Raw genomic sequence first — 26,721 nt, forward strand, 5'->3', positions numbered from 1 at the left:
CATTCATATTCAGGCCATTTGACGACAGGCGAGTGGCAATGACGGCCTCACCCGAAACGTGGACATCGTCATTCGACAAATGCCGCGCGCAACAAGATGGAGCTTGGCACGAGCGCCCGCCGCTTGAGGACCGAGCCGGAGCTGCCTTCTCATTTGTCGAAAATGATGTCGAGAGGCAAATGGGATTTCACGATCGGTGACTTCAGCACGACGAAGCTGAAATATTTGTCGATTCCGATATCCAATTCGATCATGCGCTCCATAATCGTCTGGTACTCGCTGATGCCTGCTGTGACAAACTTCACAAGATAGTCGTAACCGCCTGACACCAGATGGCATTCGATGACAGAATCGACTTTCTGAATAGCGGTGAGAAATCTCGCGAAGTCGTTCTGTTGATGGTGCTTGAGCGTGACTTCGGTGAAGATCGTTAGAGTCTGTCCGAGCTTGGACACATCGATCTGGGCGGAATAGCCGGTGATGAAGCCTTCCGCCTGAAGCTTCTTCACCCGCATCAGGCAAGGGCTCGGCGAAAGGTTGACAAGGTCGGCAAGCTCGACATTCGTGACTCGCCCGTTCTTTTGCAGTTGGGATAAGATCTTGATGTCGATCTTGTCGAGCTTCATTGGAAACCTGTCACATGTTCGAACCGCGGATCGCTCGGCAGACGGCGTCCGTCACTCCCTGCGTGGTCGCTGTCCCTCCCACGTCCGGCGTCAGCACGCCTTCACTCGTCACCGTTTCCACAGCGCTCATCAACCGCACGGCCGCTGCGCTCTCGCCCAGATGTTCGAGCATCTGGGCAGCGGTCCAGAAGGTGGCGACCGGGTTGGCAAGACCCTTGCCGGCGATGTCGAATGCCGAGCCGTGAATTGGCTCGAACATCGAGGGATAGCGACGCTGGGGATCAATGTTGGCGGTCGGTGCAACGCCGAGACTGCCCGCGAGCGCGCCTGCAAGGTCCGACAATATGTCGGCGTGAAGATTGGTGGCGACGATCGTATCGAGGCTCCGAGGTTTCAACGTCATACGCACTGTCATAGCATCGACTAGCATCTTGTCCCACGCGACGTCAGGGAACTCTTGCGCCACCTCGGCTGCGATTTCGTCCCACATTACCATGCCGTGACGCTGAGCGTTGGATTTCGTAACCACGGTCAGGAGCTTTCGCGGCCGTGACTGCGCCAGCCGGAATGCATAGCGCATGATGCGGGTGACGCCGACGCGCGTGAAGATCGCGACCTCGGTTCCGACCTCCTCGGGGAGGCCGCGATGGGCGCGGCCGCCGTGGCCCGAATACTCGCCCTCGGAATTCTCCCGCACGATCACCCAATCCAGATCGCCAGGGCCAACACCCGCCAGCGGAGAAACGATCCCGGGCAATATTCTTGTCGGCCGCACGTTCGCGTATTGATCGAAGCCTTGGCAAATCGGCAGCCGGAGGCCCCAGAGCGTGATATCGTCGGGCAGGTCGGGAGCGCCTACCGCGCCAAAGAAGATGGCGTCGAAGCGCTTCAGTTGCGCCACGCCATCTTCGGGCATCATCCGACCATGGGCCTTGTAGTAGTCCGAGCCCCAGTCGAATTGCTGGACGCGCAGCTTGAAGTCGCCGCAGCGCTGCTGCAGCGCCTCAAGCGCTTGGAGACCTGCGGCAATGACCTCTGGCCCGATCCCGTCGGCAGGAATGGCGGCAATCTCATATTCGCGCATCGTTACTTCCCTGTTTTTGGTGCTGGCCGCATCGTGCCTCAATCTCGTGTGCGACCGATTGTACCTTGGCAAGACGGTCCTCTCAGAATTCAGCGACCTTGCCCCACGCAGCGGTCTTCAGACGCTCGGGCCTATAAGGACGCGGATCGACAATAGGCTCGCTGCCTGTGATGATGTCGGCGATCATATGCCCCGCGCCGGGGCCAATCCCGAAGCCGTGACCGCTGAATCCCGCCGCCAGGATGAAGCCCGGAATCCCCTCCACTTCGCCGACTGCGGGAATGCCGTCGGGTGTACTGTCGATATAACCCGCCCACACATCGGAGATCGCGACCCGTTGGAGTTCGGGGATCAATTCGCAGGCTCTCCGATATGTCAGCCGAATCTGCCCCATGTCGGGCTTCGGGTCGAGAATCCGGTTCCGTTCCATTGGCGTGATGTCGTCGAGGGTCCATTTGCGCAGGCTTTCGTGGCCCTGACGCCAGCCCTCGAAGGCGCCCGGGGCGAGATGGCGCCAGCGGCGGGCGAACATAGGTACAAACTCGCGGCTGAACCTGAACTGTTGCGGCGTTGGATCGACACGCGCCCGACCGCTGATCGCCAGCGTGTATCCACCGTTGCTGCGCCGCGTCAGAGAGATGCGAGCGGTATGCAGGGCATCTGGCAGGCCGTTTGCTCCTGGCGCCACGGCCAGAATGGACTGACGCACGGCAGCTTGCGGAAAACGCACACCGAGCTGGTTGCAGAAGGAAGAAGCCCACGCGCCCCCGGCCATGACCACGGTCTTTGTCCGGATGCTACCCGCTTCGGTCACGACAGCGCTCACCCGGCCGGCGCTCAATTCCAGCCCGCGCGCCGCGCAGTGCTGATGTACGGTGCCTCCCGCCGCCATGATGCCGCGCGCCGCAACCGGCACTGCCTTGGAAGGGTCCGCCGTTCCGTCGGTTGGCGAGAACACGCCACCTTTCCATTTGCGGCCCGTCGCTTTGCCCCGTTCGGTGGCTTCTTCCGCGCTCAGCATGTGCGTGGTGACGCCGACCGTTCTCGCAAAATCGCGCCACTTTGCCCAGCCTGCCAGCTCATTTTCGTCCTGTGAGAGATAGAGGAGCCCGCAGCGGCGAAAGCCGGTGTCTTGGCCGGTCTCCTGTGCTACCTTCTCCCAGAGGTCGAGGCTCTTGGTCGCCATCGGCAGCTCACGCGCATCGCGGTTCTGCTGGCGGCACCAGCCCCAGTTGCGGCTGGACTGCTCGGCCGCGATACGCCCCTTCTCGATCAGGGTGACCTTGAGGCCGCGGCGCGCCAGATAGTAAGCGCTGAACACGCCCACCACCCCGCCGCCGATGACGACGACGTCCGCCTCGCGAGGGAGGGAAGGGCTGCAGTCGATATGCATGAGCGGCGCGGGCATGGATGGGACTCCGGTAATTTGAAGCATCCTAACCTGCCGCCCGCAGAGGCAGACTGCGGAGTTTGTGCCTGGACGGAATTTCCTGCGTTTAGCAGCCCCCAAGACAGGCAATTATTGCGCGAAAAGCTCGCTGCGTGGGCAAGCTGGAGTACATTTCATGCAGTCACGTCGTCTGCGGCATGGGCGGCATACGGCGCAGTCGTCGACCTTGATCGGCAGCGCCTTGGCCGACATTGCGATGGGCCGTACGGTCACCAATCGGTTTGGGCGCCATGGCCCGCAAATGGTGTCGATGTACACCGGAAATCTTTGGTCCTATCCCTCATGGCCACGTATTGCCGTATGGTTGCCTGATCCCGGTTTCCGCGCCGAAACGGGAACAGAGTGAAATGCCGAACTGGATGTTCTTTTCAGAAGTTCCTGCCGCCCGAGGGCGAAGTTTCGAAGACTCTGCGGAAACAGAACAGTCAAACTGGCTGCACGAACGGAGCAACCCTTCCTTTTGGCAGGCAGGCTCCAGAGGACATTCGACAGGCAAGGCTTGCCCCCTCGGAGAGTTCTCCAAGAAAATGGAAACTGAGTCCGGTACACGGACCGGATTTCATAAGGGAACCGCCAGGATGAGCAGAACCCGTCACTCGCAGCCTCAGCGCGCGAAGCGTCGAGAAGGCCGGACTGCGGCCGCTACGGTGAGGCGCTTCTGCTCAAAGGGCGATGATGCGGTCCGCAACAGGGTGGACGCGCTCGGTTGAAAGGGGAGGTGATCTCGATGATCGCAAGCATCCAGGCTGTGGCCCCCCACGATGTGGCGCTTTCGGTGCGCGACCTCACAGTGAATTTGCCGCAAGGCATGGAACGGACCCATGCTGTCAAGGACATTTCCTTCGATCTGAAACGCGGCCAGATCCTTTGCATCATAGGCGAGTCCGGATCGGGTAAGTCGGTGACGGCGAACGCGATCATGGGGCTTCTGCCGAAGGTGATCCGCCTCTCATCGGGTGTCATCCAGCTGGAAGGGATGAACATCGTTGGCATGTCGCCAGACAAGCTGCGCAACCTGCGTGGACGGGTCGTGTCGATGATCTTTCAGGACCCGCTCTCGGCGCTCAATCCCCTGATGACGGTGGGCGCGCAGATTGACGAGGTCATGGCCGCGCACGGCTTCGGCACGCCACAAACCTGTCGCAACCGCGCAATCGAACTGCTCACTGAAGTGGGCCTGCCAGATCCCGAACTCATGTATTACCAGTACCCGTTCCGGCTTTCGGGCGGGCAGCGGCAGCGCGTCATGATCGCCATGGCCTTGGCGCTCGAGCCGACGGTGCTGATTGCGGATGAGCCGACCACCGCGCTCGACGTCACCACCCAGGCTCAGATCCTGCAACTGATCCGTGACATTCAGCGACGCAAGGGCATGAGCGTGATGTTCATCACCCACGATTTCGGCGTGGTGGCCGAGATCGCCGACAGCGTCGTGGTGATGGAAAAGGGTCATGTCGTCGAACAAGGCAGCGCCGAGCAGGTGTTGAAGTCGCCCAAGCACCCTTATACCCAGCGCCTGATTGCAGCCGTACCGCATTTGACCGGCGAAGATCGCCCCCGTCCGGACGCTGCCAGCAAGGAGCCGATCCTGAAGGTTGAGGGTCTGGTGAAGACCTATCGCGGTGGCAGCGCGCTGTTCGGCGCGCAACGGACTGTGACAGCGGTCAACGAGGTTTCGTTCGAACTGGCGCCCGGCCGCACGCTTGGGGTCGTAGGCGAGAGCGGTTCGGGGAAATCGTCCCTGGGCCGGCTGCTGATCAAGCTGCTGGACAGTGACGGCGGCGGGATCTTGTTTGAGGGCTGTGACATAGCCAAGCTTTCCGAAGCGAAGTTCCGCCCGCTTCGACCGCGGATCCAGATGATCTTCCAGGATCCCTTCGCTTCTCTGAACCCACGCTCGACGGTCGGTCACATCATGACGGTAGGCCCGCTGGCGCACGGGATGCCTTATGTCCAAGCGCGCGATGAAGCGCGTGCGCTTCTGGCCCATGTCGGTCTCGATGCCGGCGCTTTTGGCCGCTACCCGCACGAGTTCTCGGGTGGGCAACGCCAGCGCATCGGCATCGCTCGTGCGCTGATGTTCAAGCCGAAGCTGTTGATTGCCGACGAGGCGGTCTCCGCACTCGACGTGTCGATCCAGGCGCAGATCCTGCAGCTTCTGGACCAGATCCAGCGCGAGACGGGCGTGTCGATGGTCTTCATCACGCACGACCTGCGCGTCGCCAGCCAGATCTGCGACGAAATCGCAGTGATGCAGACGGGCCGGATCGTCGAGCGCGGACCGCCCTCGCAAATATTCCTGAACCCGCAAGCAGCCTACACGCGCCAACTGGTAGCGGCGATTCCAGGAGAGCGGCCGGGCAATGCCGGTCCAGTAGCAGCAAACGCATAAGAAATAACAGGAGAGGAACTACCATGACCAAAAATTCATCGACTACGTCCAACTACTCGAGACGCGAAGCGCTGCGACTGATGGCGATAGGTGGGGCTGCAGGCCTCATCGCGCCCAATCTGTTGGGCAAGCCCGCCTTCGCCAAGACCCCTCCTGCAGGGCCGGCCGGGCGCGTCGTCGTCGGCCTCTCCCAAGAGCCGACCGTGTTCAATCCGCTGATGGCGCATATCGAAGTCGATGACGCGATCCATTTCTCGGTTTTCGACGCGCTGGTCCGCATGGATCCCCAAGGCGGCCTACATCCAAACCTCGCGGCCGAGGTGCCAAGCCAAAAGAACGGCGGCATTTCGGAGGACGGTCTCAACTGGCGCGTCCGGTTGCGTGACAATGCCCGCTGGCACGACGGTGAGCCCTTCACGGCCGAAGACGTGAAATTCACCCTTGAGCTCATCACGAACCCGAAGTTTCGGGCTTGGCGCACGAGCGGCCATTCGCTCGTGCAGGACATCACAGTGGTTTCGCCCACCGAGATCACATGGCGGATGAAGGAGGCCTTCGCGCCCTATCTTTCGTTCTTGGCCGAAACCTTCATCGTGCCGAAGCACATTCTGGGGAAAGAAGCCGATCCGAACACAGCCGCGTTCAATCAGGCGCCGGTCGGCACCGGAGCATTCAAATGGGGCCAGCGTGTTGCGGGCGATCATATCGAGCTCGTCGCCAATCCTGAGTACGCCGGCGAAGGTCCCTATGTCGAGCAGCTCATCTTCAAATACATCCCCGACATGACCGTGCTCTACACTCAGTTCAAGAGCGGCGACGTGGACCTGGTCGATCAGTCGTTCATCACCGCCGACCATTATACTGAAGCCCGCGAACTGCCGGACCGCGTGGTGACACTGGAGACAGGGGCATCCCTGGAATCGATCTACCTCAATTTGGGCCGCCCGCAGTTCAAGGACCTGGCAGTGCGCCAGGCGCTCTACGCCGCGTTGGACAGGAAGGCGATTGTCGACACGATCTATTACGGGGTGGGTACCCTCACCGAGACCTTCATGCCGAAGGAGTCCTACTACTATGACCCGAACCTGCCGGTTCAGGAATTCAATCTGGACCGGGCGCGCCAAATCCTTGATGAGGCCGGGTGGGTGCCGGGGCCGGATGGAATCCGGGCCAAGGATGGGGTGCGACTGTCCTTCTCCAACTCGACAACTTCCGGCAACAACCTGCGCGAGCAGACGCAGCAGTTCCTGCAGCAGACGTTTGCCGAGATCGGCGTCGAGATGACGATCTCGAATTTGCCGGCTGCAGTCATGTGGGGCGAGTTCTGGCTGAAATCGCAATTCGACACCGCCATGGTGGGCGTCACCTATCTGATTGCCGCGGACCCCGACGCCACAAACCGGCTCCATACGAAGGCAATCGCCGCTCAAGGCGGACACGGTTCGAACACCGGGCAATATTCCAATCCTGAGGTCGATGCTCTGCTCGAAAAAGGTGCTCGCAGCTTCGATCCGGAAGAACGGCGCGCGATCTATAATCGTGTGCAGGAAGTCGTGCGCCACGATCTGCCCTTCCTGCCGCTGTTCGCGTACACAATCGTCCTCGGGCGCAAGAAGGGGTTGGACGGCTTCGAGCCCAACGCCAACACCCGCACCGCGTCGTGGAATGCCGCGGCCTGGAAGTGGAAGGCCTAGATCCACGCAGTTGCCGCCGCCCAGCCCGATTCCGCCGCGGCGGCAACAGACCAAAATCATCAACCCACAATGGAGGGACTCGAATGCGCGGCTTCCTGCTCAATCGCCTCTTGCAGAGCCTGGTGCTGCTTGTGATCGTTTCGATCATCGGCTTCGGCATTTTGAACCTCCTTCCCGGCGGCCCGCTGGCGCAATTCGGGCTCGATCCCGGAATGACCCAGCAGGATATCGAGCGTCTCAAGGGGCTGCTGGGCCTCGATCGCCCTATATGGATCCAATATCTGGACTGGGCATGGCGGCTGCTGCGGGGCGACTGGGGTCACTCCTTCCGCGACGGAGCGCCGGTCTTGGAGGTCATCGGCAGCCATCTCTTTGCCACGCTGCTGCTGATGGGTTCCTCAACCGTGATTGCAATCTCCATTGGCGCCTGGATTGGAATCCGAGGCGCCACGCGCCGCTACTCGCTGTTCGACTATCTTGCAACTGTCGGCGCCATGGTCGCGTTGTCGGTCCCCACCTTCTGGTTCGGACTCGTCGGCATCTACGTCTTTTCCCTGAAGCTGGGCTGGCTGCCCGCGGGCAATATGTCCGAGATCGGCGATGCCTCGATCCTGGGCTATCTCCACCATCTGATCCTGCCAAGTATCGTGCTGTCGCTGGTCCATGTCGCGATCTGGAGCCGTTACATGCGGACGGCGACTCTCGACGCCATTAGCCAGGACTTCGTCAAGACGGCCCGGGCCAAAGGGTTGAGTGAACGCCGGATTCTGATGAAGCATGTCGTCGGCAACGCACTATTGCCGATGATTACCTTGGCCGGGATGCAGCTTCCCAGCGTCCTTACCGGCGCGCTCGTGACCGAAACCGTCTTTACCTGGCCAGGAATGGGACGGTTGTTCCTCGATAGTCTTGGTTACAGCGACTATCCGGTTGTGATGGGGCTGCTGATGTTCTCCGCCATCCTCGTTCTGCTTGGAAACCTGATCGCCGACATTGTAGTCGCTATTGTCGATCCGCGCATTCGCCTGGCTTGAGCGAGCAACTTCCCCGACAGGAGACAGCCGATATGACCGCTCTCACCGCAAATGCAGCTCCAAGCCGATGGAGTAACAACCGCGCGGCACGTCGTTTCATGCGTCATCGCTTGGCGCTGCTGGGGTTGGCGATGATCATCTTCCTGAGCCTCGCTTGCGTCCTCGGCCCCCATCTCCTGCCTTATGACTCACTGTATATCGATCTGCGGGCCCGCTTTGCCCCTCCGCTGACGGGCTACCACTTTCTAGGTACCGATCCGCTTGGCCGAGACGTGGCGGCAAGGCTTTTGATGGCGGGACGAATCTCGCTGCTGGTGGGTTTCTTTGCCATGGTTTTATCGACGCTCATCGGCACGCTGGTCGGCGTAATTGCCGGCTATCGCGCCGGCTGGGTCGGGGCCACGCTGATGCGCACGGTCGATGGTTTCCTGTCATTCCCATCGATCTTTCTGCTGCTGGCGCTGGCTGCCGCACTGAAGCCCAGTCCTGTGATGATCACCGTCATTATCGCCCTCACCAGTTGGATGGAGGTTGCCCGCATAGTCGAAGCGGAAGTCCGCTCGCTACGCGAACGCGAGTTCGTCCTGGCCGGGCGAATGCTGGGATTGAGCGGCACCCACATCATGTTCCGCGAGATACTGCCCAACGCCATGGGGCCGATTATCGTTGCTTCCACCTTGACGGTCGCGCGCGCCATTCTCATGGAAGCCTACATCAGTTTCCTCGGCTACGGGATCCAGCCGCCACTGCCCAGCTGGGGCAACATGCTCAATGGCGCCCAGCAATATCTGGGCAGCGCACCCTGGCTGGCAATCATTCCCGGAGCTGCAATCACGATCGCGGTAACCAGTTTCAACTTCATCGGTGACGGGCTGCGTGATGCGCTCGACGTCCGAGACGACCACATCTGAAGTTTCACCGACCGTAGATCACCCCAGCGAGAAGTCAGCCCCGTGCAAGAGCCTCATATCGCCGACAAGAACACACCCTACTGGTGGGAAGCAGCGCCCGTCATGCCGCTGCCGCGGCAGCCCCTCGCAAAGAAGCTTGACGTGGCAATCGTCGGCGCCGGTTATGCCGGTCTTTCGGCCGGGCTTGTGCTGGCGCGCGAAGGACGCTCGGTCGCAGCTTTTGACGCAATGAATCCGGGCGAGGGTGCTTCCACCCGCAACGGCGGGATTACGAGCGCGAGCATCCGGCCCGACTATGCTACGATCACCCGGCGCTTCGGGGAAGAGAAAGCCATGGCGATCGAGGCCGAGGGAAAGGTCGCACGCGAATTCCTCTACGACTTCATCAAGACCGAAGGGCTCGACTGCGACTTCCGACTGGTTGGCCAATTCAAGGGCGCTTTCGGATATGAACAGTATGAGAAGATGGCGCGCGGCGCCGAGACGCTGGCGAAGAAACTAGGGATCGAGTCCTACGCGGTTCCGCATGCCGAGCAGCGAAGTTATATCGGCACCGACTTCTACCGCGGCGGAACCGTTCGGATGGACATTGGCGGGCTGCACCCCGCAAAATTCCATGCTGAGCTCCTTCGGGTGGCGCTCGCATCCGGGTTGACGGTCCATTCGCATACAGTGGTCAAGTCGATCGAGAGGAACGGTTCGGGGTTCCGCGTCGCGACTTCGGCGGGGACGGTGGACGCACGGCAGGTTCTGGTCTGTACCAACGGCTATACCGACGGCGCTGCTCCCTTCCTGCGCCGCCGCCTGGTTCCGGTCCGCAGCCGGATCATCGTCACCGAGGAACTTGCGCCCGATGTCATGACGCAACTGATGCCGAAGCTGATGACGGTCACCGAGAACCGGCAACTCGGTTTCTATTATCGTCCCTTGCCCGACGGAAAACGTATCCTGCTGGGGGGCCGTGACAGTTCCCGCTTCGGCGATCCGGCGGCGCCGAAACTTCTCCTTCGCAAGGGCCTGGTGAACCTTTTCCCGGAATTGGAGAACGTGCGCCTTTCGCATTGCTGGTTCGGCAATGTGGCGATGAACCGAGACATGCTGCCCCGCATCTTCGAGAAGGACGGCGTGGTCTATGCAACTGGCTTCTGCGGTTCGGGCGTGGTCTGGGCGCCATGGATTGGCATGCGTGCGGCCTACAAGTTGATGGGGCATGGCGAGCAGTCGCGCACTGCGTTCGACTTTCGACCGCCTTCGGCCGTCCCGCTCTATCGTGGCAATCCGTGGTTCATGCCGGCGATTATCCAGGGCTATCGGTTGCAGGACCGTCTCGCCTTCTGGCGCGCCAGACGCTAGTCGCCGACATCGGGGGCGATCCGTGGTTCATGCGGGCACCCCTTTGGCGCGCCCGCCGCTGATACGACTGCAGGATCGCGCGCGGCCACCTGTTGCCGTGTCGAAAAATCCGTCGGGACTGGGGGCCTGGTGCGAAACTGATCAGCGGTGGGACGCCTTTGCGCGGATCAGCGCGTCGGCCATGTAGAGGTCCTGCAGGGAGATGCCGGAACTGTCGAAGACGGTGATCTCATTGTCGAAGCGGCGTCCGAGCGCACGCCTTTCAATAACGTCGCCGATTGGTGTTACCACAAGCACGCCGGCGTCGATCTCGTCGCGCACGTGTTGGAACTCGCCGATCTGGACGGACTGGGAAAGCAGATCACAAAACAGACGTGCCTTGGGAAACAATTCGCTCGGCAATTCGCGTTTGCCCGGAGCATCCGACCCGATGCTGACGATATGGGTTCCGGGTCCCACCCAAGCGGCATCGAACAGCGGTTCGCGTGCGGGTGTCGCCGTCACCACGATGTCGGCCGTGCGCACGGCTTCTTCCGGCAAGGCAGCGCGCGCCTTCAGTCCCCTTTCGCCGATCTGATCGACAAAAGCGTCGCGCCGCGGCGAAGGCCGGGCCACGACCAGCACTGTTTCGATTGGGCGGATGCGTGCCAGCGCCATCACTTCGAAGCTCGCCTGGTTGCCGGCCCCGAAGATCGCCAGAACCTTGGCTTGCTTGCGCGCAAGAAGATCGGCCGCAACCGCGTCGGCGGCGGCCGTCCTGTAGGCGTTGACCTTCCCGGCCTCGACTACGGCACCCAGCCGACCTGTATGCTGATCGAGCAGCACGATGGTCGAGTTGTGGCGGGGAAGGCCACGTGCCGGGTTGCCCGACCAGAAGGAGCCAATTTTCACGCCGGTCAGCTCGCCCGACGAACCGGATTTGATTGAGAAGGTATTGGTCACCTCCTGTGTGCGCCCCAGAACAGCCGGAAAGACCCAGCTCTGCCGCGATGTTGCCGCCACGAGAGCCTCGCGCGCCGCCTCGAAAGCAAGTTCATGCGTGACGAGGGCGGCTGACTCCTCTTCGCTGATGTAGATCATCCAAAATTCCTCCTGGGCATCGCCGATCGGGCAACCACGAAGTGGCGATTCAAGGTGCCAGGTATTCCTCGCCCGATTTGCACGATTTGGCATGCCGAGGAACTGCGTAAAACGAATAATACCGCTGATTTGACGGGGCAAAACAGCAGCGAAATCTGTCCGCCGGGCGCGACCCTAAGATCCGACTTCAATCCGACTCTGGATCAACTGACAGCGTTGCACCTTATGGCCTTTGAGCATGACAGAGATATCGTCAGCGCCCCGATCGAGCTGATGGAATTGGAAACCCGCCATTTGCCGGGCGCACTGAAGCTGTCGCAGGAGATGGCCTGGCCCTACCGTCAGGAGGATTGGGAATTTGCTCTGATGGTCGGCAATGGCCTGGTCCTTGAGCGGGCAGGACAGGTGATTGGCACGGCCATGTCCTGGAATTACGGACAGTCCTATGCCTCGGTCGGGATGATCATAGTTACTGGCTCCGCGCAAGGCGGTGGCAACGGGGCCCGGCTCTTTGATGGATTGCTTGAGGCGACACACGGTCGCAACCTGCTGCTCAACTCAACCGAAGAGGGGCTGGCGCTCTACAAGCGACGCGGCTTCACTGCCTGGGGCACGGTGCTTCAGCACCAGGGCTCGCTGGCTGTCGCCGTGACGCGGAGTATCAGCGACGACGTCCGTCAAGCGACAGCCTCCGACCTCGCGGCAATCCAGGCCTTCGACGAACGGGCCACGGGCATGCCCCGGCTGGCGATGGTGGCTGCGCTCGCCGATGTGGGCAACGCATTGGTCATTGAGCGCAGGGGACGGATTGCAGGCTACGCTGTCGCCAGGAGGTTTGGCCGCGGCTATGTCGTCGGCCCTTGTGCAGCCGAGAGCGACCACGACGCGCGGCTTCTGATCCTGGCCCAGCTTTCGAAGCTTCACAATCAATTCGTTCGCATCGACGTCTATGCCGAGGATGGATTGGGCGACTGGCTTGCGAGCCTTGGCCTGCAGCGGTCCGGCACTGCGACCGCCATGGTCAAAGGACAGCGACCCGTCGCCGAGGGGCCAGCCCATATGTATGCGTTGGCAAACCAGTCGTTCACTTAGGAAACGAGACTATGAACAAGATGGCGGCAAGCCTGACGGTGAGCGAGACGGCTAGGACGATCGACGCCTTGGTCACGCCGGCGCTGCTTCTCGACCGTGGGCGGCTCGGACGCAACATTCAGCGCTTGGCTGAGCGCGCCAGGAAGCTTGGCGTGGTGCTGCGCCCGCATATGAAGACGGCCAAGAGCATTGATGTTGTCCGATACGCGTTTCACCGCGAACCCGGACCGATCACGGTCTCGACCATCGCCGAGGCGGAGTATTTCGCGGGCCATGGCTTTCGAGACATGACCTATGCGGTCGGCATCTCGCCGGCCTCGGCCAAGCGGGCCATGGAGCTTTGTCGCCGCACCGGCGCTGATGTGAAGCTGTTGCTCGATTCGGTCGAGCAGGCCGATGCCCTGGCCAGCGTCCGCGAAGCCACCGGTATGACCCCATCTGTTTTCATCGAACTGGACTGCGATGACCATCGCGGTGGCTTGAGGCCGGACGACCCGAAGTTGCTCGACGTGGCCGGCAGTGTCGTCGCGGCCAGTGCCAAACTGGTCGGCGTTCTCGCCCATGCAGGCGAATCCTATGGCTTGAACACGCCCGATGCGCTGGTCAAGGCAGGCGAGAACGAGCGGTCAGCCACGGTGCGCGCCGCTGAAATCCTGCGCGCCCATGGCCATGCCTGCCCGATCGTCAGCGTCGGCTCGACCCCGACAGCGCATTTCGCCGGCAATCTTGAGGGGGTCACGGAGCTGCGTGCCGGCGTCTACATGTTCTTCGACCTTGTCCAGCACGGCGTTGGGGTGTGCGAACTCGATGACATCGCGATTTGCGTATTGGCCACGGTGATCGGGTCCAAGGCGGAAAAGGGATGGGTGCTGGTTGACGCCGGATGGATGGCGCTTTCGCGCGACCGGGGAACCGCAAACCAGCAGATCGACCAGGGTTACGGCGTGGTCTGCGACGAAAAGGGGCGGGTGCTTGAAGATGTGATCGTGGCCCAGGCCAGCCAGGAACACGGTATCCTCGCCATTCGTGCCGGTTCTGGAAAGTCCATGCCCGAGCTGCCGCTCGGGACTCGGGTCCGGATTCTGCCCAACCATGCGTGTGCGACGGCCGCCCAGCATGATTTCTACAGCGTCGTCAACGGGGCCAGCCCCAAGATTGAAGCACGTTGGGAGCGGATGCGCGGCTGGTAGGCGCGCGACTAGGCTCGGATGTCGCCCCACTCAAATCAGCACTGGTGGTCAAGAAAATGAAGTTTACCTCTTACTGGCTGGATACGTCTCAGCCGTTCAATGAAGGGTCGTCCAAACCGCTCGAAGGCCACTACGACGTGGCGATTGTGGGCGGCGGCTTGACCGGCTCCTCCGCCGCGCTGGCCCTTACCAAAAAGGGCGCCCGGGTTGGCCTGTTGGAGGCCGAAACGATCGGCAATGCCGCGTCCGGCCGCAATGGCGGCATGTGCAACAACGGCTTTGCCCAGAACTATGCAATCATGGCTGGCAGGCACGGCAAGCCTGCCGCAAATGCGCTCTACAAGGCTTTCGACGCCGGCGTCGATATGGTCGAGCGGTTGGTGCAGGAAGAGAAGATCGACTGCAGCTTCTCCCGCGTCGGCAAGCTCAAGCTTGCCGCCAAGTCCGAGCACTACGACATGCTGGCGCGCAGCCAGGAACTACTGGCTGCCAATGTCGATCCCGACACCAGGATGATCGCGCGCGAGGACCTGCGAACCGAAGTCGGTACCGACCGCTACCATGGCGGGCTGCTCTTTCCCAAGAGCGCGGCCATGCATGTCGGCCGGTTCGTCCGGGGCCTCGCGACCGCCGCTGCCCGGCGTGGCGCAGAGGTCCATGAACGCTCGCCCGTCACTGCGATGCGAAAGGTTTCAGGCGGGCATGAGGTAACGACGCCAAAGGGCAAGATCGTCGCGCGGCAGGTCCTGTTGGCAAGCGGCATTTCCCAGGTTGGCCCGCTCGGCTGGATCCGCCGGCGCATGATCCCGGTCGGCGCATTTCTGATCGTGACCGAGCCGCTGTCGCCTTCGCAACTCGAGCGCCTCATGCCGACCCGTCGCAATGTCGTCGACACGCGCAATCTCGTTGTCTACTGGCGGCTCACGCCGGACAATCGCCTTCTGTTCGGCGGGAGGGCGCGCTTTGCCGTGTCCAACCCTCAATCCGACGAAAAAAGCGGCCGGATACTCAAGGCGGCGATGGTCGAGGTCTTTCCGGAACTGGCCGGCACCCGCATCGACTACTGCTGGGGCGGCATGGTCGATATGACCCGCGATCGTCTGCCGCGCGCCGGAGAGCGCGATGGCATCTATTACTCGATGGGCTATAGCGGACACGGGACCCAGATGTCGACGTTGATGGGCACCATCATGGCCGACGTCATGGACGGGCGCCCCGAGCTCAATCCCTGGAAGGATTTCGACTGGCCAGCGATCCCCGGTCATTTCGGGCGCCCCTGGTTCCTGCCGATTGTCGGCGCCTATTACCGCATGAAGGACCTTGTAGGGTGATGACGCCTCTCGAACACCTGGCCCGCAACGGCCACCTGGACAAGTTCTTCATCGACGGTCAATGGGTTGAGCCGAGCGGCACCGCGACGGGCGTCGTCGTCAATCCCGCCACAGAAGAGGTTGTGAGCCAGTTTCCGCTTGGAAATGGCAAGGACGTTGACGCGGCCGTTGCAGCGGCTCGCCGGGCATTCGCCACCTGGAGTCGGACCACGCCAGAAGACCGCGCGGGTCTGCTCGATCGCCTGCAAACGCTGCTCGAGGCGCGGGGCGAACTGCTGGCTCAATGCCTGAGCCTCGAAATGGGCGCGGCGATCGGCTATGCGCGCAGCGCCCAGGTGCCGCTGGCGATCACGCATGTTAAGGTCGCTCGCGATGTGCTGACAGACTTTCGCTTCGTCAAGCAACGGGGGCAAACCGCCGTCACCCACGAACCGATCGGTGTATGCGCCCTGATCACTCCGTGGAACTGGCCACTTTACCAGATCACCGCCAAGGTTTCGCCGGCGCTCGCTGCAGGCTGCACGATCGTGCTGAAGCCGAGTGAGCTTTCTCCCTTGGACGCCCTGCTATTCGCCGAGGCAATCGAAGAAGCCGGCTTCCCTGCCGGGGTTTTCAACCTCGTGCAAGGTGATGGTCCAGGCGTGGGTATGGGTCTCGCTTCCCATCCGGATGTCGACATGATCTCCATTACCGGGTCCACCCGCGCGGGCATTGCAGTGGCCCAGGCGGCAGCGACGACTGTCAAGCGTGTCGCGCAGGAGCTGGGCGGCAAGTCGCCGAACGTGATCTTGCCGGATGCAGATCTCGATCGCGCCGTTTCTCTGGGCGTATCCGCCGCCTTCCGCAATCTCGGCCAGTCATGCAGTGCGCCGACGCGCATGGTCGTGCCACGCCCGCGGCTCTCCGAGATCGAGGCAATCGCCAAAAGGGCCGCAGCCCAGATTGTCATTGGCGATCCTCTTTGCGAAGCCACTACTCATGGTGCAATCGCAAACCGTGCCCAATTCGACCGCATCCAAACCATGATCGGCGTCGGCATTTCTGAGGGCGCCAGGCTCCTCACCGGCGGACCGGGTCGTGCGCACGATCTGAACGTCGGGTTCTATGTGAGGCCGACCATCTTTTCCGACGTGCGCACGAGCATGCGCATTGCCCAGGAAGAGGTCTTCGGGCCAGTTCTCTGCATCATCCCTTACGACACAATCGAGGAAGCCGTCACCATCGCCAACGACACGGTCTACGGTCTGGGGGCTCATGTGCAGGGCCAGGATGTGGACGCCGTCAGGGACGTGGCCTCGCGGATCCGCTCCGGCCAGGTGCATCTCAACTACCCGGCCTGGGATCCGCACGCCCCGTTTGGCGGTTTCAAGCAGTCTGGAAACGGACGCGAATATGGGATCGAGGGCATGTTGGAGTATCTCGAGGTAAAATCCATCCTCGGCTATTTCTAGACGACATCTTCGCCCAGCGCAGGGGGCGCCCGTGGGCCGAGCCGAGCTCCTGGACCGGGCTCGCGTACGTACCTGGCAATTTGACATGGCTCTGCAGCGCGCTAGCCATCTGCTGAGAAACCGGTCGAGGCCGCTAGCCAGGCTTGGTCGATCCCGAATGCCGTCGAAATTAGAGATGTCTGGCCGTAGCGGTCCAGCCGATCGAGTGTGTACGTTTTCGTACATCGATTTGGAACACAACCACGGATAGAGTACCATCCCTATGGGCAGCTATGGGGAGGGTTGGATGAGTAAGGTGCAGAGGGTCAGTCCGGTAGTAGAGCAGGCAATCGCCGCAGTCCTCAATAGGGAGGATCGTGGTGACACCATCTCGGTCACAGCGACATTAAACGCAGCACGGCAAGCCGCCCCTTATCTGGTCGCATCCGACGAAGAGCTGACCGAGGCGATCGTCGAGGCAGCAACTGCCTTGGGCCTGTCCGTGGCTTTCGACGCTCGGAAATAGCCGTTGGCTCACAGGGTGGCTAAGAGTCGGAAAGTTGGTGTCGTGCTTAGGAGCCCTCCTATTAGGAGGTAACTATCACCCGCAACACTTTCTTGCTCGGTCCCTGGTCACGCATGCTGCGAACCCACGCGATGACGCGTGCGTGCTCGTCCGCCATAGCCGCGTCGAACCTGCTGTCGCCGCTGAAAGCCACGGTGCATTTGCGCAGAGCTCGTCCTCCCGGAATCATTGCTGAGGTACTGGGCAGTGTTGGCCATCCCGGCTCCGATCAAGAGCCCTGCGCGCCAGCCAGCCCACCAAGGTTGCCGCGATCGCCCACGATGTCGTAGAGGCTATGGTCGGCGGTCAAAAAATTGGCGGAGAAGAATACATGCCAGAGCACCTGAAACTCGTCTCGACTGCCAAGTCGCATGGCGGTGCCCAGCACGTTTACTCTCATCTCTCGACGAGCTGCTCGTGCGAAATGACGTTTGCCATTTTCGTGCCTCCGCAGGCGCGGGAAAGGCGTTGCCCCGTGGTGTGGTACCTCTCCGGACTCACCTGCACCCATGCGAATGTAATGGAAAAAGGCGAATACAGACGTATTGCCGCCGAACTTGGCTTCATCGTCGTGTGTCCCGACACCAGCCCGCGTGGTGCCGACATTCCAGATGAAAAGGACAATTGGCAGTTCGGCACCGGCGCCGGTTTCTACCTCGACGCCACGCAAGAGCCGTATGCCAAGAACTATCGCATGTATTCCTATATCGTCGAGGAACTGTCAGCCGTGATCGGGCGCGAATTTCCCGCCGATATGGCGCGCCAGTCGATCTTCGGCCATTCGATGGGCGGGCATGGCGCGCTGACGATCGCACTGAAAAATCCCGCGCGTTTCAGAAGTTGCTCGGCCTTTGCGCCGATCGTGCAACCAAGCACAGCCGGCTGGTCGAAGCCGGCTGTCCAAAAATATCTCGGCCTGGATGAGGCCTCGTGGCGGCGCTACGATGCCACTTCGCTCATCGAGGATGGATACCATTTCCCGGAATTCCTGGTCGATCAGGGAACGTCAGACGGTTTCCTCAAGGAGGGCCTCAGGCCTTGGCTGCTCGAAGACGCGTGCTCCAAGGTAGGCATTCCGTTGAAATTGCGGATGCAGGATGACTACGATCACTCCTATTTTTTCATTTCGACATTCATGCAGGACCATATGACGTGGCATGCCGAACGGCTTTCACGAGGCTAAGGCCGTAGGAATAGGTCGGCAGTCAGGCCGGCTCGGTGACGACGCCGATACGCCGGTAGACGAACAGTTCGTCCTTCGAAGGAACCGTCGCAGCGCGCTGAGCTTCGTCGATCAGCATTGCCATGCGCGCATGGATCGGCGATTTCGCGCAAGCCGGGTCCGTCGCGGCGGCGTCGCCGGCGATTGCCATCGCCTGGCAGCGGCAGCCGCCCCAGTCGATCTCGCGCCGCTCACAGTTGCGGCAGGGCTCCTGCATCCAGTCCGTGCCTCGAAAGGCATTAAATGCCGGGGAATCGGTCCAGATCGCGGCCAGGCTGCGAGGTCCAAAACGCTCGAAGCTGAGCGACGGGATGGTCTGGGCGGCATGGCATGGCAGTACGGTGCCGTCTGGCGTCACCATGAAGGCGTCGCGCGCCCAGCCGCCCATGCACGGCTTGGGATAGATGGCGAAATAATCCGGCGTGACGAAATCGATGTTCATGATGCCGGTGAGCCGTTCGCGCGCCGCCGCGACGATCTCCGCCTGCCGATCGACGGCAGCACGCTCGGGCATCAGTTGATCGCGATTGGTCAGCGCCCAGCCGGCGTACTGCACGTTGGCTATCTCGAGACGCTCCGCATCCAGCGAAAGGGCCAGATCGATGAATTCCGGTACCTCCTCGATATTGTGGCGATGGATCGGCGCGTTGATGGTAAGCGGCAAGCCGGCCGCGCGGGCGCGGCGTGCCGTTTCCAGCTTCTTTTCGTGGCTGCCCCTGTGATTGCCGATGCGCTCGGTGGTCGCCGGCCGTGCGCCTTGAAAACTCAGTTGCAGATGGTCGAGCCCGGCTTCGGCAAATGCCTCGATACGGCCATCCGCAATGCCGACGCCGGCAGTGATCAGGTTGGTGTAGACGCCGCGCGCCGAAAGCCCGGCGATCAATTGCTCAAGATCGCGACGCAGCGTCGGTTCACCGCCAGACAGATGCACCTGGAGAACGCCAAGATCGGCCGCCTGCGAGAACAAGTCGAGCCAACTCTGCGTGTCGAGTTCGCGATTGGCCTTCAGCAATTCGAGCGGGTTGGAGCAATAGGGGCATTGCAGCGGGCAGCGATGCGTCAGTTCCGCCAGCATGCCGATCGGGGGGAGAGGGGGCTCGCTCATAGCTTCACCAGCAGCTTGTCCGACCATTCCTGCAGGAAGGCAATGACATCGGCCGCCACAGCCTCCTGTTGGGCATCATAATCTGCGGCAAGGCCGGCAATGATGTGGCCGACCGTGGACCGCCCATCGCAGCGGCGCAATATGTCGAGGCTGATGTCGTTTGGCCAGAACACCTTTTCAGGCGAAAGCACGGCGAACGCCTGGCGCCCGGGGTCGTACTGTATGCGCACGTGCTTAGGCAGCGATGGAACCGACAGCGGCGACACCATGGCTCTTTCGCGCAGTGCCATCATGGGGCCCCCGGACGGAAGGCGCCGGGCGGGATATTGCCCGGCTCGCCATAGGCGTTTTGAAGCGCGTCGAGCATGGCCCAGAGTATATCGCATTTGAACACGAGTGCATCGATCGCCCGCTGCTGGCGTTCCGCCGTGTCGGCATGTTCGAGCACATAGGCAAGAGCGAAGTCGGCGTCGCGTGAGGCCTGTTCGGGCCGTCGGCTGAAATAGGCCAGCGTGTCCTCGGTGATATAATCGTACCTGGCCAGCATCGCGGGTACCCGCTCGCCGATGATGAGCGGCGAGAACATCTCGGTCAGCGACGACGCGACCGCCTCCAGCAGGGTCCGGTTCGTGCAAAAAGAGAGGTAAGCGCCAACCGCAAAACGTGTCGCCGGCAGGGCCAGCCTCTCGCTCTTCACCGCTTCGGCATCCAGACCGAGCGAGGTCGCCAGGTGCAACCAGCGCGCAATACCGCCGCTCCAGCCGTCCTCGCCGTCATGATCCTCGATGCGTTTGCGCCAGGCGGCGCGAAACGCCGGATCCTCGGCATGCGCGAGGATCATGGCATCCTTGCGCGGAATGACAGCCTGATAGCAATAGCGGTTCAGCGCCCAGGCCTGCATCTCGGTCCTCGACAACGCACCGCTGGTCATCCTGTGATGGAAAGCATGGCGGTTGTGATAGCGTTCGGCACCGACCTGCCGCAGCACGGCTTCGAGCTCTCTGGAGGACAGGCCGTTGCTGGCGGCGTCGTGGAAATCACTCAAAGTTCCATCTCCATCCCGTCGCGGGCCACTTCCCAGCCAGCCGCTGCGACTGCTGCATGCTCGGGAGAATCCTCGTCCAGAACAGGATTGGTGTTGTTGATGTGGACGAAGACACGACGGCCGATCCTCACATCGGCCAAGCCGGCGATCGACCCTGCGTCTCCCGACATTGCCAGATGCCCCATGCGCGCACCGGTCTTTTCACCGACGCCGGCAGCAATCAACTCGTCGTCGGTGAAGACCGTGCCGTCGAACAGAAGGCATGCGGCATCGGCTAGACGCGTGCGCAGGGTCGCATCAATGCGGGCGCAGCCGGGGATGTAGAAGACGGAGCCGCGACTGCCGGCACCGGCGATACGGACGCCGATCGTGTCGCCGGCGTCAGAGCTGAAATTCGCATCCGGCTGACCTCTTTCTTCGAGATAGAGCGCTATCTTCCCGGGCACGGGAAAGCTCTCGACAGCCACGCCCGTGTCGTGGCCGTCTGCGTCGCAGATCGCCAATTCTTGCGCCGGTGGCAAGATGCGTCGCGGCACGAGCGCCGGATCGAGGACATTGAAAATCGAATTCGCCTCCAGCGTCGCCAGAACCTGTGTCGTTGCATAGATAGCGAAAGGCTGCCGCTCACGCAGGCTGAGCAGGCCGGCGATATGATCGACATCGGCATTGGTCAGTACCACCGCGCGAATGGGCGTCGAGCGCAGCGGCGCATCGTGCGCGGGCTGCAATTCAGGCGTTGCCGCGATCTGCTGGCGAATGTCGGGTGACGCGTTGAACAGAACCCAGCCGAGCCCATCCGCCGACGCGGCGACACTTGATTGGGTTCGTGAATGCACGCCAGCCATCCCGGTGCGAGCCGCACGGCTCAGACGATAATTGCAGTTCCACTGCGGAAAGCCACCGCCGGCCGCCGATCCGATGATTCTCAAGCGCATGAAAACGCCCGCCCCGCGGCTTCTCTGACCAGCAGCCAATTAGCAGCCGCAAAAAACGTCCCGCTCGCTTTGCGTGCCTCAAGATCTTTCACGAAAAACCCATGCGGCAAGGGGATGCGTGCCCCTGTTGCCAGGGACACGCACCTCTGCGGCCTACTTCTTGGGAGTAATCTCAGCAGGCAGATACCGCGAAATTTCAAAGCCCGCAGCAACCTGACACATGGTCGGTTTTGTCCAGCTCTTCTTCATAACATTTCTCCTCTTCTACCAGCCCGAAGGGGCCGATCCGGTGGTTAGCCAACCATTGCAGGGCACCGAAGCAATGGCTCGTCCATCACGTCTCAAATGGACAAATGAAACACAAGGTTTTGAAAGGCCGAAAAACAAAACGATCGAAAATAGCTGTAGCCTTCTCTTCAATTTTTCATCGCGCAGGTTTGTCCTCCTCCTCACACATCCCGACTATTGCGTAATCGGATTATCGTGCTCGTCGATCAGCGGCACATTATAACCCAGCAGGAGCTTGGTGATCTCCGCCTGGTTCTCCCTGATCACCCGGTTGAGCGTCCGCTTCCATTCCTGGTCGGACGGACGTACGCCCATGGTGATGCGGTAGGACATGCGCGAGCCTTTCTTTTCCTTCAGTAGCGGAACAATGGTGATATCGGCTCCGAGTTCCCTGGCATAGTAACCTGCCATCGGCCCCCACAGGACCGCCGCGTCAATCTTGCCGGCCAGCATGTCCTTGATCATGACCTCCCCCATGGAAGGAGTGACGCGCGTATCCACCGCGAGTGGATAGATCTTGGCGGTCCGCAGAAGCTTGTTGGCGGCCATGTTGGCGGTTGGCGGCGTGCTTTCGACGACGCCGATTCTCTTGCCGGAAAGTTTCGGGTCTTCGATCGTCTCGATGCCTTCCATGCCCTTGCCTTCGGGGTATACGAGCACATAGGCGGAGCGATAGTAGGCGTTGGTGTTCTGCACCAGTTCGTCGCCTTGGGCGTAGCCCATGATGATGTCGCATCGGTTGGCCCCCAGCGTGTTGCGCACAAAGCCGACGACAGTGGGAAACCATGTGTAGGCGACTGATTTCCGCCCCGTCTTCTTGGCAACCAGTTCAGCCAGCTTGTTTTCGAAGCCTTGGCCGTTCTTGTCGGTAAAAGGCATGTTCGAGGGATCGGCGCAGACGCGCAGAATGTTGGGATCCACCAGTTCGCCCGCAGCGCCAAGTCCGGCATTTTGCGCCAGAACGTTCGACGGCAACAAGGCGAGCGCGCCGAGGATCGGCAGAACGACGCGCAGCTTCGATGCAGTATTGGTCATATCATCCACCCATGCAGGATGCTTCGGCATCCTTGGCTGCCTGAGCCTTGTTTTCGTGCTTGGGCGGCCTGCCGCGGGGTGCCGCGCCATCAGCGCGCGCGCGCAGATAGACGTAGAGATCGTCCAGGTAACAATAGACGTTCTTGTTGTCGCCAAAGGCAGGCATGACGTTTTCCTTGCCGCCGCCGACATTCTTGCGGCCCTCGGCGACGATCGAGAGGAACGTGGCGTAGTCCATGGTTTTCAGACTATTGACCAGGGCAGGCGCATAGCTCGAACCTGTTGCGTCCTGCCCGTGACAGACATGGCAATCGGAGTGATACCGGCGGTACCCGCTGAAGGTGTACCAATCGACGGTTCCGTTTTCGATCTTGTAGGTCGGATTTCCGTCCGCATCTAGATATTTGCCTCCTTCTTGCTTCACCGCCTTGGCTTTTTCCATGCTGTCTTCGGCCCGTGCCAGAGTTGAGCTGGCCACAGGCAGCAGGACTAGGGCGAGAGCGGAAACTGCAATGCGAACGATCATTCAGACTCTTCCTTCATCTGCCAGGGACACTGGCTGCCGTCGTGCAGCGGCATTGATCGGTGTTGGGTGGGCGCAATCGAGAGCCCGGTTCCCGGCTTAGGGTGACCCGGGCTCTCGTTTTCGAACCTAGTCGTAAGGCTCTTCCCGGTTATCAGTCCGGGAGGCCGAAGACGGTGAGCTGGCCGCCCAGCGTCGTATAGTCGGCAAGTGCCGCGTAGCCGCCGACGGCACCCAGGCCGGCGGTTCCAACCACTGCGGCCTGGTCACCCTGCTCACGGCCCTGATCAACGGCGCCATGCCAGGCAGCGGCGTTATCGGGCGAAAGCAGCCCACCTGCCAGACCGATACCGGCCCATCCACCGACGCCGGACAGAACGGCGATGTACTGCTTGCCGTCATGCTCGTAGGTCGTGATGTTGCCGATGATGCCGGACGGGGTCTTGAACTTGTAGAGTTCCTTGCCGTCCTTATCGACCGCCTTGATGTAGCCTTCGAGGGTACCATAGAAGACGACGTCGCCATCTGTCGCCAATGCGCCCGACCACACCGAGAACTGCTCGGGCTTCGACCAGACGATCTCACCCTTGGCTGCATCCCAGGCAATGAAGTTGCCCATGTTGCCGTCACCGCCGGGCGCCGCATACATCGACACGGTGGCGCCCACGTAGGGCTGACCGGCGGTGTAGCTCACTTTGTAAGGCTCATAGTCCATGCAGACATGGTTGGTCGGCACATAGAACAACCCGGTCTTTGGCGAGTAGGCGGCCGGCTGCTGGTCCTTGGTTCCAAGCGCGGCCGGGCAGATACCGGTCGAGTTGGTGTCTTCGCCGTTCTGCTGGGTCGAATACTTGGCGACGACCTGCGGGCGGCCATACTGGTCGCTCTTGGGATCCATGTTGACTTCCGTCGCCCAGTTCACTGCCGGATCGTATTTTTTGGCGACGAGAAGTTCGCCGGTGGCGCGATCCATCGTGTAGGCAAAGCCGTTGCGGTCGAAATGCACCAGCACGTCGTGCTTGGCGCCGTTGACCTCCATGCCATCGACGAGAATCATCTCGTTGATGCCGTCATAGTCCCACTCGTCATGCGGGGTCATCTGGTAGAGCCATTTGGCAACACCGGTATCGGCGTCGCGAGCCATGATTGTCATGGACCAGCGATTGTCGCCTGGGCGCTGGACCGGGTTCCACGTCGAGGGATTGCCGGTGCCGTAATAGACCAGGTTCAGCTTGGGATCATAGGAATACCATCCCCATGTCGTTCCGCCGCCCGTCTTCCACTGTTCGCCTTCCCAGGTGTTGGTGCCGGAATCCTTTCCGACGGGCTTGCCGAGATGGGTCGTCTTCTCGGGATCGAGAAGGGTGTCTGCATCAGGACCTTCCGAATAGGCTTTCCAGGCAAGCTTGCCGTCTTTCAGATTGTAGGCGGCCAGCCAGCCGCGAACACCGAATTCAGCACCGGAGACGCCCACGAGCACCTTGTCCTTGATGACCACGGGTGCCGACGTGCCGGATTCGCCCTTTCCGCCGTCGGTCTGGTCGCCGTTCTTGACAGACCATACGACCTTGCCGGTCTTGGCATCGAGCGCGACGACGGTGGTGTCGGCCTGGTTGAGAATGATCTTGCCGTCGCCATAGGCGACACCGCGATTGACCGTGTCGCAGCACATGATCGGAATGACGTTCGAGTCCTGCTTGGGCTCGTATTTCCACAGGATCTTGCCGTCGTTCTTAAGGTCGAGAGCATAGACGTTGTTTGGGAAAGGCGTGTGGACATACATCACATCGCCGATGATCAGCGGGCCGCCTTCGTGACCGCGCAGCACGCCGGTGGAAAAGCTCCATTTGACCTGCAGGTTCTTTACATTGTCGGCAGTGATCTGGTTGAGTTTGGAATAGCGGGTATTGGCGTAGTCACCCGTCTGCATCGCCCAGTTCTTCGCATCTGATGCGAGCTTTGCAAGGTCTTCATTGGCCGAAGCCGTATAGGCAGCGCCTAGCGACAAAAAAGCCGCGGTCGTCAGTATGTAGGTAGTTTTCGCAAGTACACGCATCCGAAATCCTCCCGAGGTTCACAGTGACGAATCGACCGTCAAGCCCACAAGGGGCCTGCCCAAGCGATTCATGTGGGGAAGTAATTTCCGGCAGCTGTCACGACCTACCCCGACAAGCAGAGGGCACGTTATTGCCCGCCCCACTTGGCCTTCGAAAGACTGCCACCGCTCCCTGACAATGGCGCTCTTGAAGCCGGAAACAGGGAAAAAGCTATGTCATCGCTAAAGGCCAAGCAAGCAAAAACCCTGAAGTGATGTTGCGGTGCAATATCTATTATGGTGCGTCGCAGTATAAAGACACAAACAAGAGAAGTATCCTGTGCGGAACTATTGAGAGAATGACTGGCGGCGACGACATATATAATATCCATGTCGTTGTTGTATTATTGATGAAATTCGGGTTGGAATTTATTTCCATGTAATTTACAAGGTCGCTTCGAGGTAAGTATGCGTACGCCTGGTTGGTTGCCGATAGTGGGCGAGGCATGAAATGACGGCTGGAAGCGGGGTGTGCAGCGGGCCGTGAATCCACCTCTTGCCGGTCGACAGGGCATTCCTCCTTTGGTCCTATAAGCAGGCCATGGGAGCTTGACTGGCTTTGCGGTACGTCGCCAACTAGGGCGATGATCCTGTCCGGATACATCGTGTCTAGGCCAACTGGAGGCTCCCTCATGATCAGATCTGTTGGATCTTTTATCCTACCGCTGGTCTTTTCGGCGACTCTGGCCTTTGCGAACCCGGCCAGCGCCGCGGGAGACTACCCGACGGCAACGATTGCAGACTACGTGCTCGGCTGCATGCAAACAAATGGCCAGACACGTCAGGCGCTTGAAAGCTGTTCGTGCTCGATCGATGTTATCGCCTCCATCCTCCCCTACGATCACTATGAGAGGGCGGAGACCTTCAAAAGTATGTCGTTGACGACAGGGGAGGCGGCAGGGCTGTTTCGCGAAAGCGCGCCAGCGAAGGCGGCGCGGGCGGAACTGAAACGCGCGCAGGCTGAAGCCGACGTACGTTGCTTTTAGTCAGGCGGAACAGGCACGCGTGGCGGTGCCTCACAGTGCCGCCATTTCTATTGGCCATTGGCTGCGAAATACCTTCTAATCCGCATTCGAGCCGTAAGGCGACCAGGTCACGCCCGGAAAGTTTTGGTGGAACGAAAAGGTCGCTCATCACAACCGGCTTTGAGGCGAGGATGGCGGCTGCCCCCACAGCCGACAAGCGCAGCGAAACAGGACCTTTGTACGATTGACTTCCTTCATCGGCAGTCTACCTTTTCG

The 26,721-nt window shown here is 61.0% G+C and carries 24 protein-coding genes; 12 read left to right on the forward strand and 12 right to left on the reverse strand.

Features of this window, described 5'->3' with window-relative positions:
* Positions 1 to 149: 149 nt before the first annotated feature.
* The 3 genes from NKJ72_RS17835 to NKJ72_RS17845 form a co-directional block, all read right to left on the reverse strand.
* The gene (locus NKJ72_RS17835) at positions 150 to 626 is read right to left on the reverse strand and encodes an Lrp/AsnC family transcriptional regulator (protein ID WP_023718597.1); all 477 of its coding nucleotides are present in this window, start codon (positions 624 to 626) and stop codon (positions 150 to 152) included.
* A 10-nt stretch (positions 627 to 636) separates the two neighbouring features.
* The gene (locus tag NKJ72_RS17840; protein ID WP_352478667.1) at positions 637 to 1,710 is read right to left on the reverse strand and encodes a tartrate dehydrogenase; all 1,074 of its coding nucleotides are present in this window, start codon (positions 1,708 to 1,710) and stop codon (positions 637 to 639) included.
* Between the two features lie 82 nt (positions 1,711 to 1,792).
* Positions 1,793 to 3,118, reverse strand: coding sequence for an NAD(P)/FAD-dependent oxidoreductase (locus tag NKJ72_RS17845; RefSeq protein WP_352478669.1), 1,326 nt, complete (start codon positions 3,116 to 3,118; stop codon positions 1,793 to 1,795).
* A gap of 769 nt (positions 3,119 to 3,887) precedes the next feature.
* Between NKJ72_RS17845 and NKJ72_RS17850 the strand changes: the two genes are divergently transcribed.
* The 5 genes from NKJ72_RS17850 (at position 3,888) to NKJ72_RS17870 (ending at position 10,544) form a co-directional block, all read left to right on the forward strand.
* Positions 3,888 to 5,552 (forward strand): ABC transporter ATP-binding protein, encoded by a 1,665-nt coding sequence (locus tag NKJ72_RS17850; RefSeq protein WP_352478768.1) that lies wholly within the window; start codon positions 3,888 to 3,890, stop codon positions 5,550 to 5,552.
* 23 nt (positions 5,553 to 5,575) lie between these two features.
* On the forward strand, positions 5,576 to 7,246 hold the full coding sequence (locus tag NKJ72_RS17855; RefSeq protein WP_352478671.1) for a peptide ABC transporter substrate-binding protein: 1,671 nt from the start codon (positions 5,576 to 5,578) through the stop codon (positions 7,244 to 7,246).
* A gap of 83 nt (positions 7,247 to 7,329) precedes the next feature.
* On the forward strand, positions 7,330 to 8,280 hold the full coding sequence (locus NKJ72_RS17860) for an ABC transporter permease (RefSeq protein WP_352478673.1): 951 nt from the start codon (positions 7,330 to 7,332) through the stop codon (positions 8,278 to 8,280).
* 32 nt (positions 8,281 to 8,312) lie between these two features.
* Positions 8,313 to 9,191 (forward strand): ABC transporter permease, encoded by an 879-nt coding sequence (locus tag NKJ72_RS17865; protein WP_352478770.1) that lies wholly within the window; start codon positions 8,313 to 8,315, stop codon positions 9,189 to 9,191.
* Positions 9,192 to 9,293: 102 nt separating this feature from the next.
* Positions 9,294 to 10,544, forward strand: coding sequence for an NAD(P)/FAD-dependent oxidoreductase (locus NKJ72_RS17870; protein WP_502901860.1), 1,251 nt, complete (start codon positions 9,294 to 9,296; stop codon positions 10,542 to 10,544).
* A gap of 141 nt (positions 10,545 to 10,685) precedes the next feature.
* Here the strand turns inward: NKJ72_RS17870 and NKJ72_RS17875 are convergent, their stop codons facing one another.
* The gene (locus tag NKJ72_RS17875; protein WP_352478677.1) at positions 10,686 to 11,624 is read right to left on the reverse strand and encodes an ornithine cyclodeaminase family protein; all 939 of its coding nucleotides are present in this window, start codon (positions 11,622 to 11,624) and stop codon (positions 10,686 to 10,688) included.
* A 54-nt stretch (positions 11,625 to 11,678) separates the two neighbouring features.
* Between NKJ72_RS17875 and NKJ72_RS17880 the strand changes: the two genes are divergently transcribed.
* The 5 genes from NKJ72_RS17880 (at position 11,679) to NKJ72_RS17900 (ending at position 17,193) form a co-directional block, all read left to right on the forward strand.
* Entirely contained in the window at positions 11,679 to 12,716 is a 1,038-nt protein-coding gene (locus tag NKJ72_RS17880) for a GNAT family N-acetyltransferase (RefSeq protein WP_352478679.1), read from the forward strand.
* A gap of 11 nt (positions 12,717 to 12,727) precedes the next feature.
* On the forward strand, positions 12,728 to 13,906 hold the full coding sequence (locus NKJ72_RS17885) for an alanine racemase (RefSeq protein WP_352478681.1): 1,179 nt from the start codon (positions 12,728 to 12,730) through the stop codon (positions 13,904 to 13,906).
* A 56-nt stretch (positions 13,907 to 13,962) separates the two neighbouring features.
* Positions 13,963 to 15,237, forward strand: a complete 1,275-nt coding sequence (locus NKJ72_RS17890; protein ID WP_352478683.1) for an NAD(P)/FAD-dependent oxidoreductase — start codon at positions 13,963 to 13,965, stop codon at positions 15,235 to 15,237.
* The gene (locus NKJ72_RS17895) at positions 15,234 to 16,688 is read left to right on the forward strand and encodes an aldehyde dehydrogenase family protein (RefSeq protein ID WP_352478685.1); all 1,455 of its coding nucleotides are present in this window, start codon (positions 15,234 to 15,236) and stop codon (positions 16,686 to 16,688) included. Before NKJ72_RS17890 ends, NKJ72_RS17895 begins: the two co-directional genes overlap by 4 nt.
* A 286-nt stretch (positions 16,689 to 16,974) precedes the next feature.
* Positions 16,975 to 17,193 (forward strand): hypothetical protein, encoded by a 219-nt coding sequence (locus tag NKJ72_RS17900; protein ID WP_352478687.1) that lies wholly within the window; start codon positions 16,975 to 16,977, stop codon positions 17,191 to 17,193.
* Positions 17,194 to 17,461: 268 nt separating this feature from the next.
* On the opposite strand, the gene NKJ72_RS17905 is transcribed toward NKJ72_RS17900, so the two are convergent.
* Complete coding sequence (locus tag NKJ72_RS17905) at positions 17,462 to 17,620, reverse strand: hypothetical protein (protein WP_352478776.1); 159 nt, start codon at positions 17,618 to 17,620, stop codon at positions 17,462 to 17,464.
* On the opposite strand from NKJ72_RS17905, the gene fghA reads away from it, so the two are divergent.
* Complete coding sequence (gene fghA / locus NKJ72_RS17910) at positions 17,564 to 18,415, forward strand: S-formylglutathione hydrolase (protein WP_352478688.1); 852 nt, start codon at positions 17,564 to 17,566, stop codon at positions 18,413 to 18,415. The genes NKJ72_RS17905 and fghA overlap by 57 nt on opposite strands.
* A gap of 22 nt (positions 18,416 to 18,437) precedes the next feature.
* Here the strand turns inward: fghA and pqqE are convergent, their stop codons facing one another.
* From pqqE to NKJ72_RS17945, 7 genes are all read right to left on the reverse strand, one after another.
* The gene (gene pqqE, locus NKJ72_RS17915; RefSeq protein ID WP_352478690.1) at positions 18,438 to 19,559 is read right to left on the reverse strand and encodes a pyrroloquinoline quinone biosynthesis protein PqqE; all 1,122 of its coding nucleotides are present in this window, start codon (positions 19,557 to 19,559) and stop codon (positions 18,438 to 18,440) included.
* Positions 19,556 to 19,852, reverse strand: a complete 297-nt coding sequence (pqqD, locus tag NKJ72_RS17920; protein ID WP_352478692.1) for a pyrroloquinoline quinone biosynthesis peptide chaperone PqqD — start codon at positions 19,850 to 19,852, stop codon at positions 19,556 to 19,558. Before pqqD ends, pqqE begins: the two co-directional genes overlap by 4 nt.
* Positions 19,849 to 20,604, reverse strand: a complete 756-nt coding sequence (gene pqqC, locus NKJ72_RS17925) for a pyrroloquinoline-quinone synthase PqqC (protein ID WP_352478694.1) — start codon at positions 20,602 to 20,604, stop codon at positions 19,849 to 19,851. Before pqqC ends, pqqD begins: the two co-directional genes overlap by 4 nt.
* Entirely contained in the window at positions 20,601 to 21,539 is a 939-nt protein-coding gene (gene pqqB / locus NKJ72_RS17930) for a pyrroloquinoline quinone biosynthesis protein PqqB (protein WP_352478696.1), read from the reverse strand. The genes pqqC and pqqB overlap by 4 nt, the downstream gene beginning before the upstream one ends.
* A gap of 462 nt (positions 21,540 to 22,001) precedes the next feature.
* Positions 22,002 to 22,862, reverse strand: a complete 861-nt coding sequence (locus tag NKJ72_RS17935) for a substrate-binding domain-containing protein (protein WP_352478698.1) — start codon at positions 22,860 to 22,862, stop codon at positions 22,002 to 22,004.
* A 1-nt stretch (position 22,863) separates the two neighbouring features.
* A complete protein-coding gene (locus NKJ72_RS17940; RefSeq protein WP_254819800.1) occupies positions 22,864 to 23,388 on the reverse strand; it encodes a c-type cytochrome, methanol metabolism-related in 525 nt (174 codons plus the stop codon).
* 151 nt (positions 23,389 to 23,539) lie between these two features.
* On the reverse strand, positions 23,540 to 25,441 hold the full coding sequence (locus NKJ72_RS17945; RefSeq protein WP_254819801.1) for a methanol/ethanol family PQQ-dependent dehydrogenase: 1,902 nt from the start codon (positions 25,439 to 25,441) through the stop codon (positions 23,540 to 23,542).
* Between the two features lie 671 nt (positions 25,442 to 26,112).
* On the opposite strand from NKJ72_RS17945, the gene NKJ72_RS17950 reads away from it, so the two are divergent.
* Complete coding sequence (locus tag NKJ72_RS17950) at positions 26,113 to 26,466, forward strand: hypothetical protein (protein WP_254819802.1); 354 nt, start codon at positions 26,113 to 26,115, stop codon at positions 26,464 to 26,466.
* The last annotated feature ends 255 nt before the right edge of the window (positions 26,467 to 26,721 follow it).

The organism is Mesorhizobium sp. M0045 (assembly GCF_040323385.1).
Lineage (GTDB): Bacteria > Pseudomonadota > Alphaproteobacteria > Rhizobiales > Rhizobiaceae > Mesorhizobium.

Bases quoted from the DNA above. Each gene is read 5' to 3' on its own strand.
- pqqD (WP_352478692.1), bottom strand. From the start codon at position 19,852: ATGATGGCACTGCGCGAAAGAGCCATGGTGTCGCCGCTGTCGGTTCCA.
- NKJ72_RS17835 (WP_023718597.1), bottom strand. From the start codon at position 626: ATGAAGCTCGACAAGATCGACATCAAGATCTTATCCCAACTGCAAAAG.
- NKJ72_RS17865 (WP_352478770.1), top strand. From the start codon at position 8,313: ATGACCGCTCTCACCGCAAATGCAGCTCCAAGCCGATGGAGTAACAAC.
- NKJ72_RS17945 (WP_254819801.1), bottom strand. From the start codon at position 25,441: ATGCGTGTACTTGCGAAAACTACCTACATACTGACGACCGCGGCTTTT.
- NKJ72_RS17855 (WP_352478671.1), top strand. From the start codon at position 5,576: ATGACCAAAAATTCATCGACTACGTCCAACTACTCGAGACGCGAAGCG.
- pqqB (WP_352478696.1), bottom strand. From the start codon at position 21,539: ATGCGCTTGAGAATCATCGGATCGGCGGCCGGCGGTGGCTTTCCGCAG.
- NKJ72_RS17940 (WP_254819800.1), bottom strand. From the start codon at position 23,388: ATGATCGTTCGCATTGCAGTTTCCGCTCTCGCCCTAGTCCTGCTGCCT.
- NKJ72_RS17850 (WP_352478768.1), top strand. From the start codon at position 3,888: ATGATCGCAAGCATCCAGGCTGTGGCCCCCCACGATGTGGCGCTTTCG.
- NKJ72_RS17870 (WP_502901860.1), top strand. From the start codon at position 9,294: ATGCCGCTGCCGCGGCAGCCCCTCGCAAAGAAGCTTGACGTGGCAATC.
- NKJ72_RS17900 (WP_352478687.1), top strand. From the start codon at position 16,975: ATGAGTAAGGTGCAGAGGGTCAGTCCGGTAGTAGAGCAGGCAATCGCC.
- NKJ72_RS17860 (WP_352478673.1), top strand. From the start codon at position 7,330: ATGCGCGGCTTCCTGCTCAATCGCCTCTTGCAGAGCCTGGTGCTGCTT.
- NKJ72_RS17890 (WP_352478683.1), top strand. From the start codon at position 13,963: ATGAAGTTTACCTCTTACTGGCTGGATACGTCTCAGCCGTTCAATGAA.
- NKJ72_RS17885 (WP_352478681.1), top strand. From the start codon at position 12,728: ATGAACAAGATGGCGGCAAGCCTGACGGTGAGCGAGACGGCTAGGACG.
- NKJ72_RS17935 (WP_352478698.1), bottom strand. From the start codon at position 22,862: ATGACCAATACTGCATCGAAGCTGCGCGTCGTTCTGCCGATCCTCGGC.
- NKJ72_RS17845 (WP_352478669.1), bottom strand. From the start codon at position 3,118: ATGCCCGCGCCGCTCATGCATATCGACTGCAGCCCTTCCCTCCCTCGC.
- NKJ72_RS17875 (WP_352478677.1), bottom strand. From the start codon at position 11,624: ATGATCTACATCAGCGAAGAGGAGTCAGCCGCCCTCGTCACGCATGAA.
- fghA (WP_352478688.1), top strand. From the start codon at position 17,564: ATGCCAGAGCACCTGAAACTCGTCTCGACTGCCAAGTCGCATGGCGGT.
- NKJ72_RS17950 (WP_254819802.1), top strand. From the start codon at position 26,113: ATGATCAGATCTGTTGGATCTTTTATCCTACCGCTGGTCTTTTCGGCG.
- pqqE (WP_352478690.1), bottom strand. From the start codon at position 19,559: ATGAGCGAGCCCCCTCTCCCCCCGATCGGCATGCTGGCGGAACTGACG.
- NKJ72_RS17840 (WP_352478667.1), bottom strand. From the start codon at position 1,710: ATGCGCGAATATGAGATTGCCGCCATTCCTGCCGACGGGATCGGGCCA.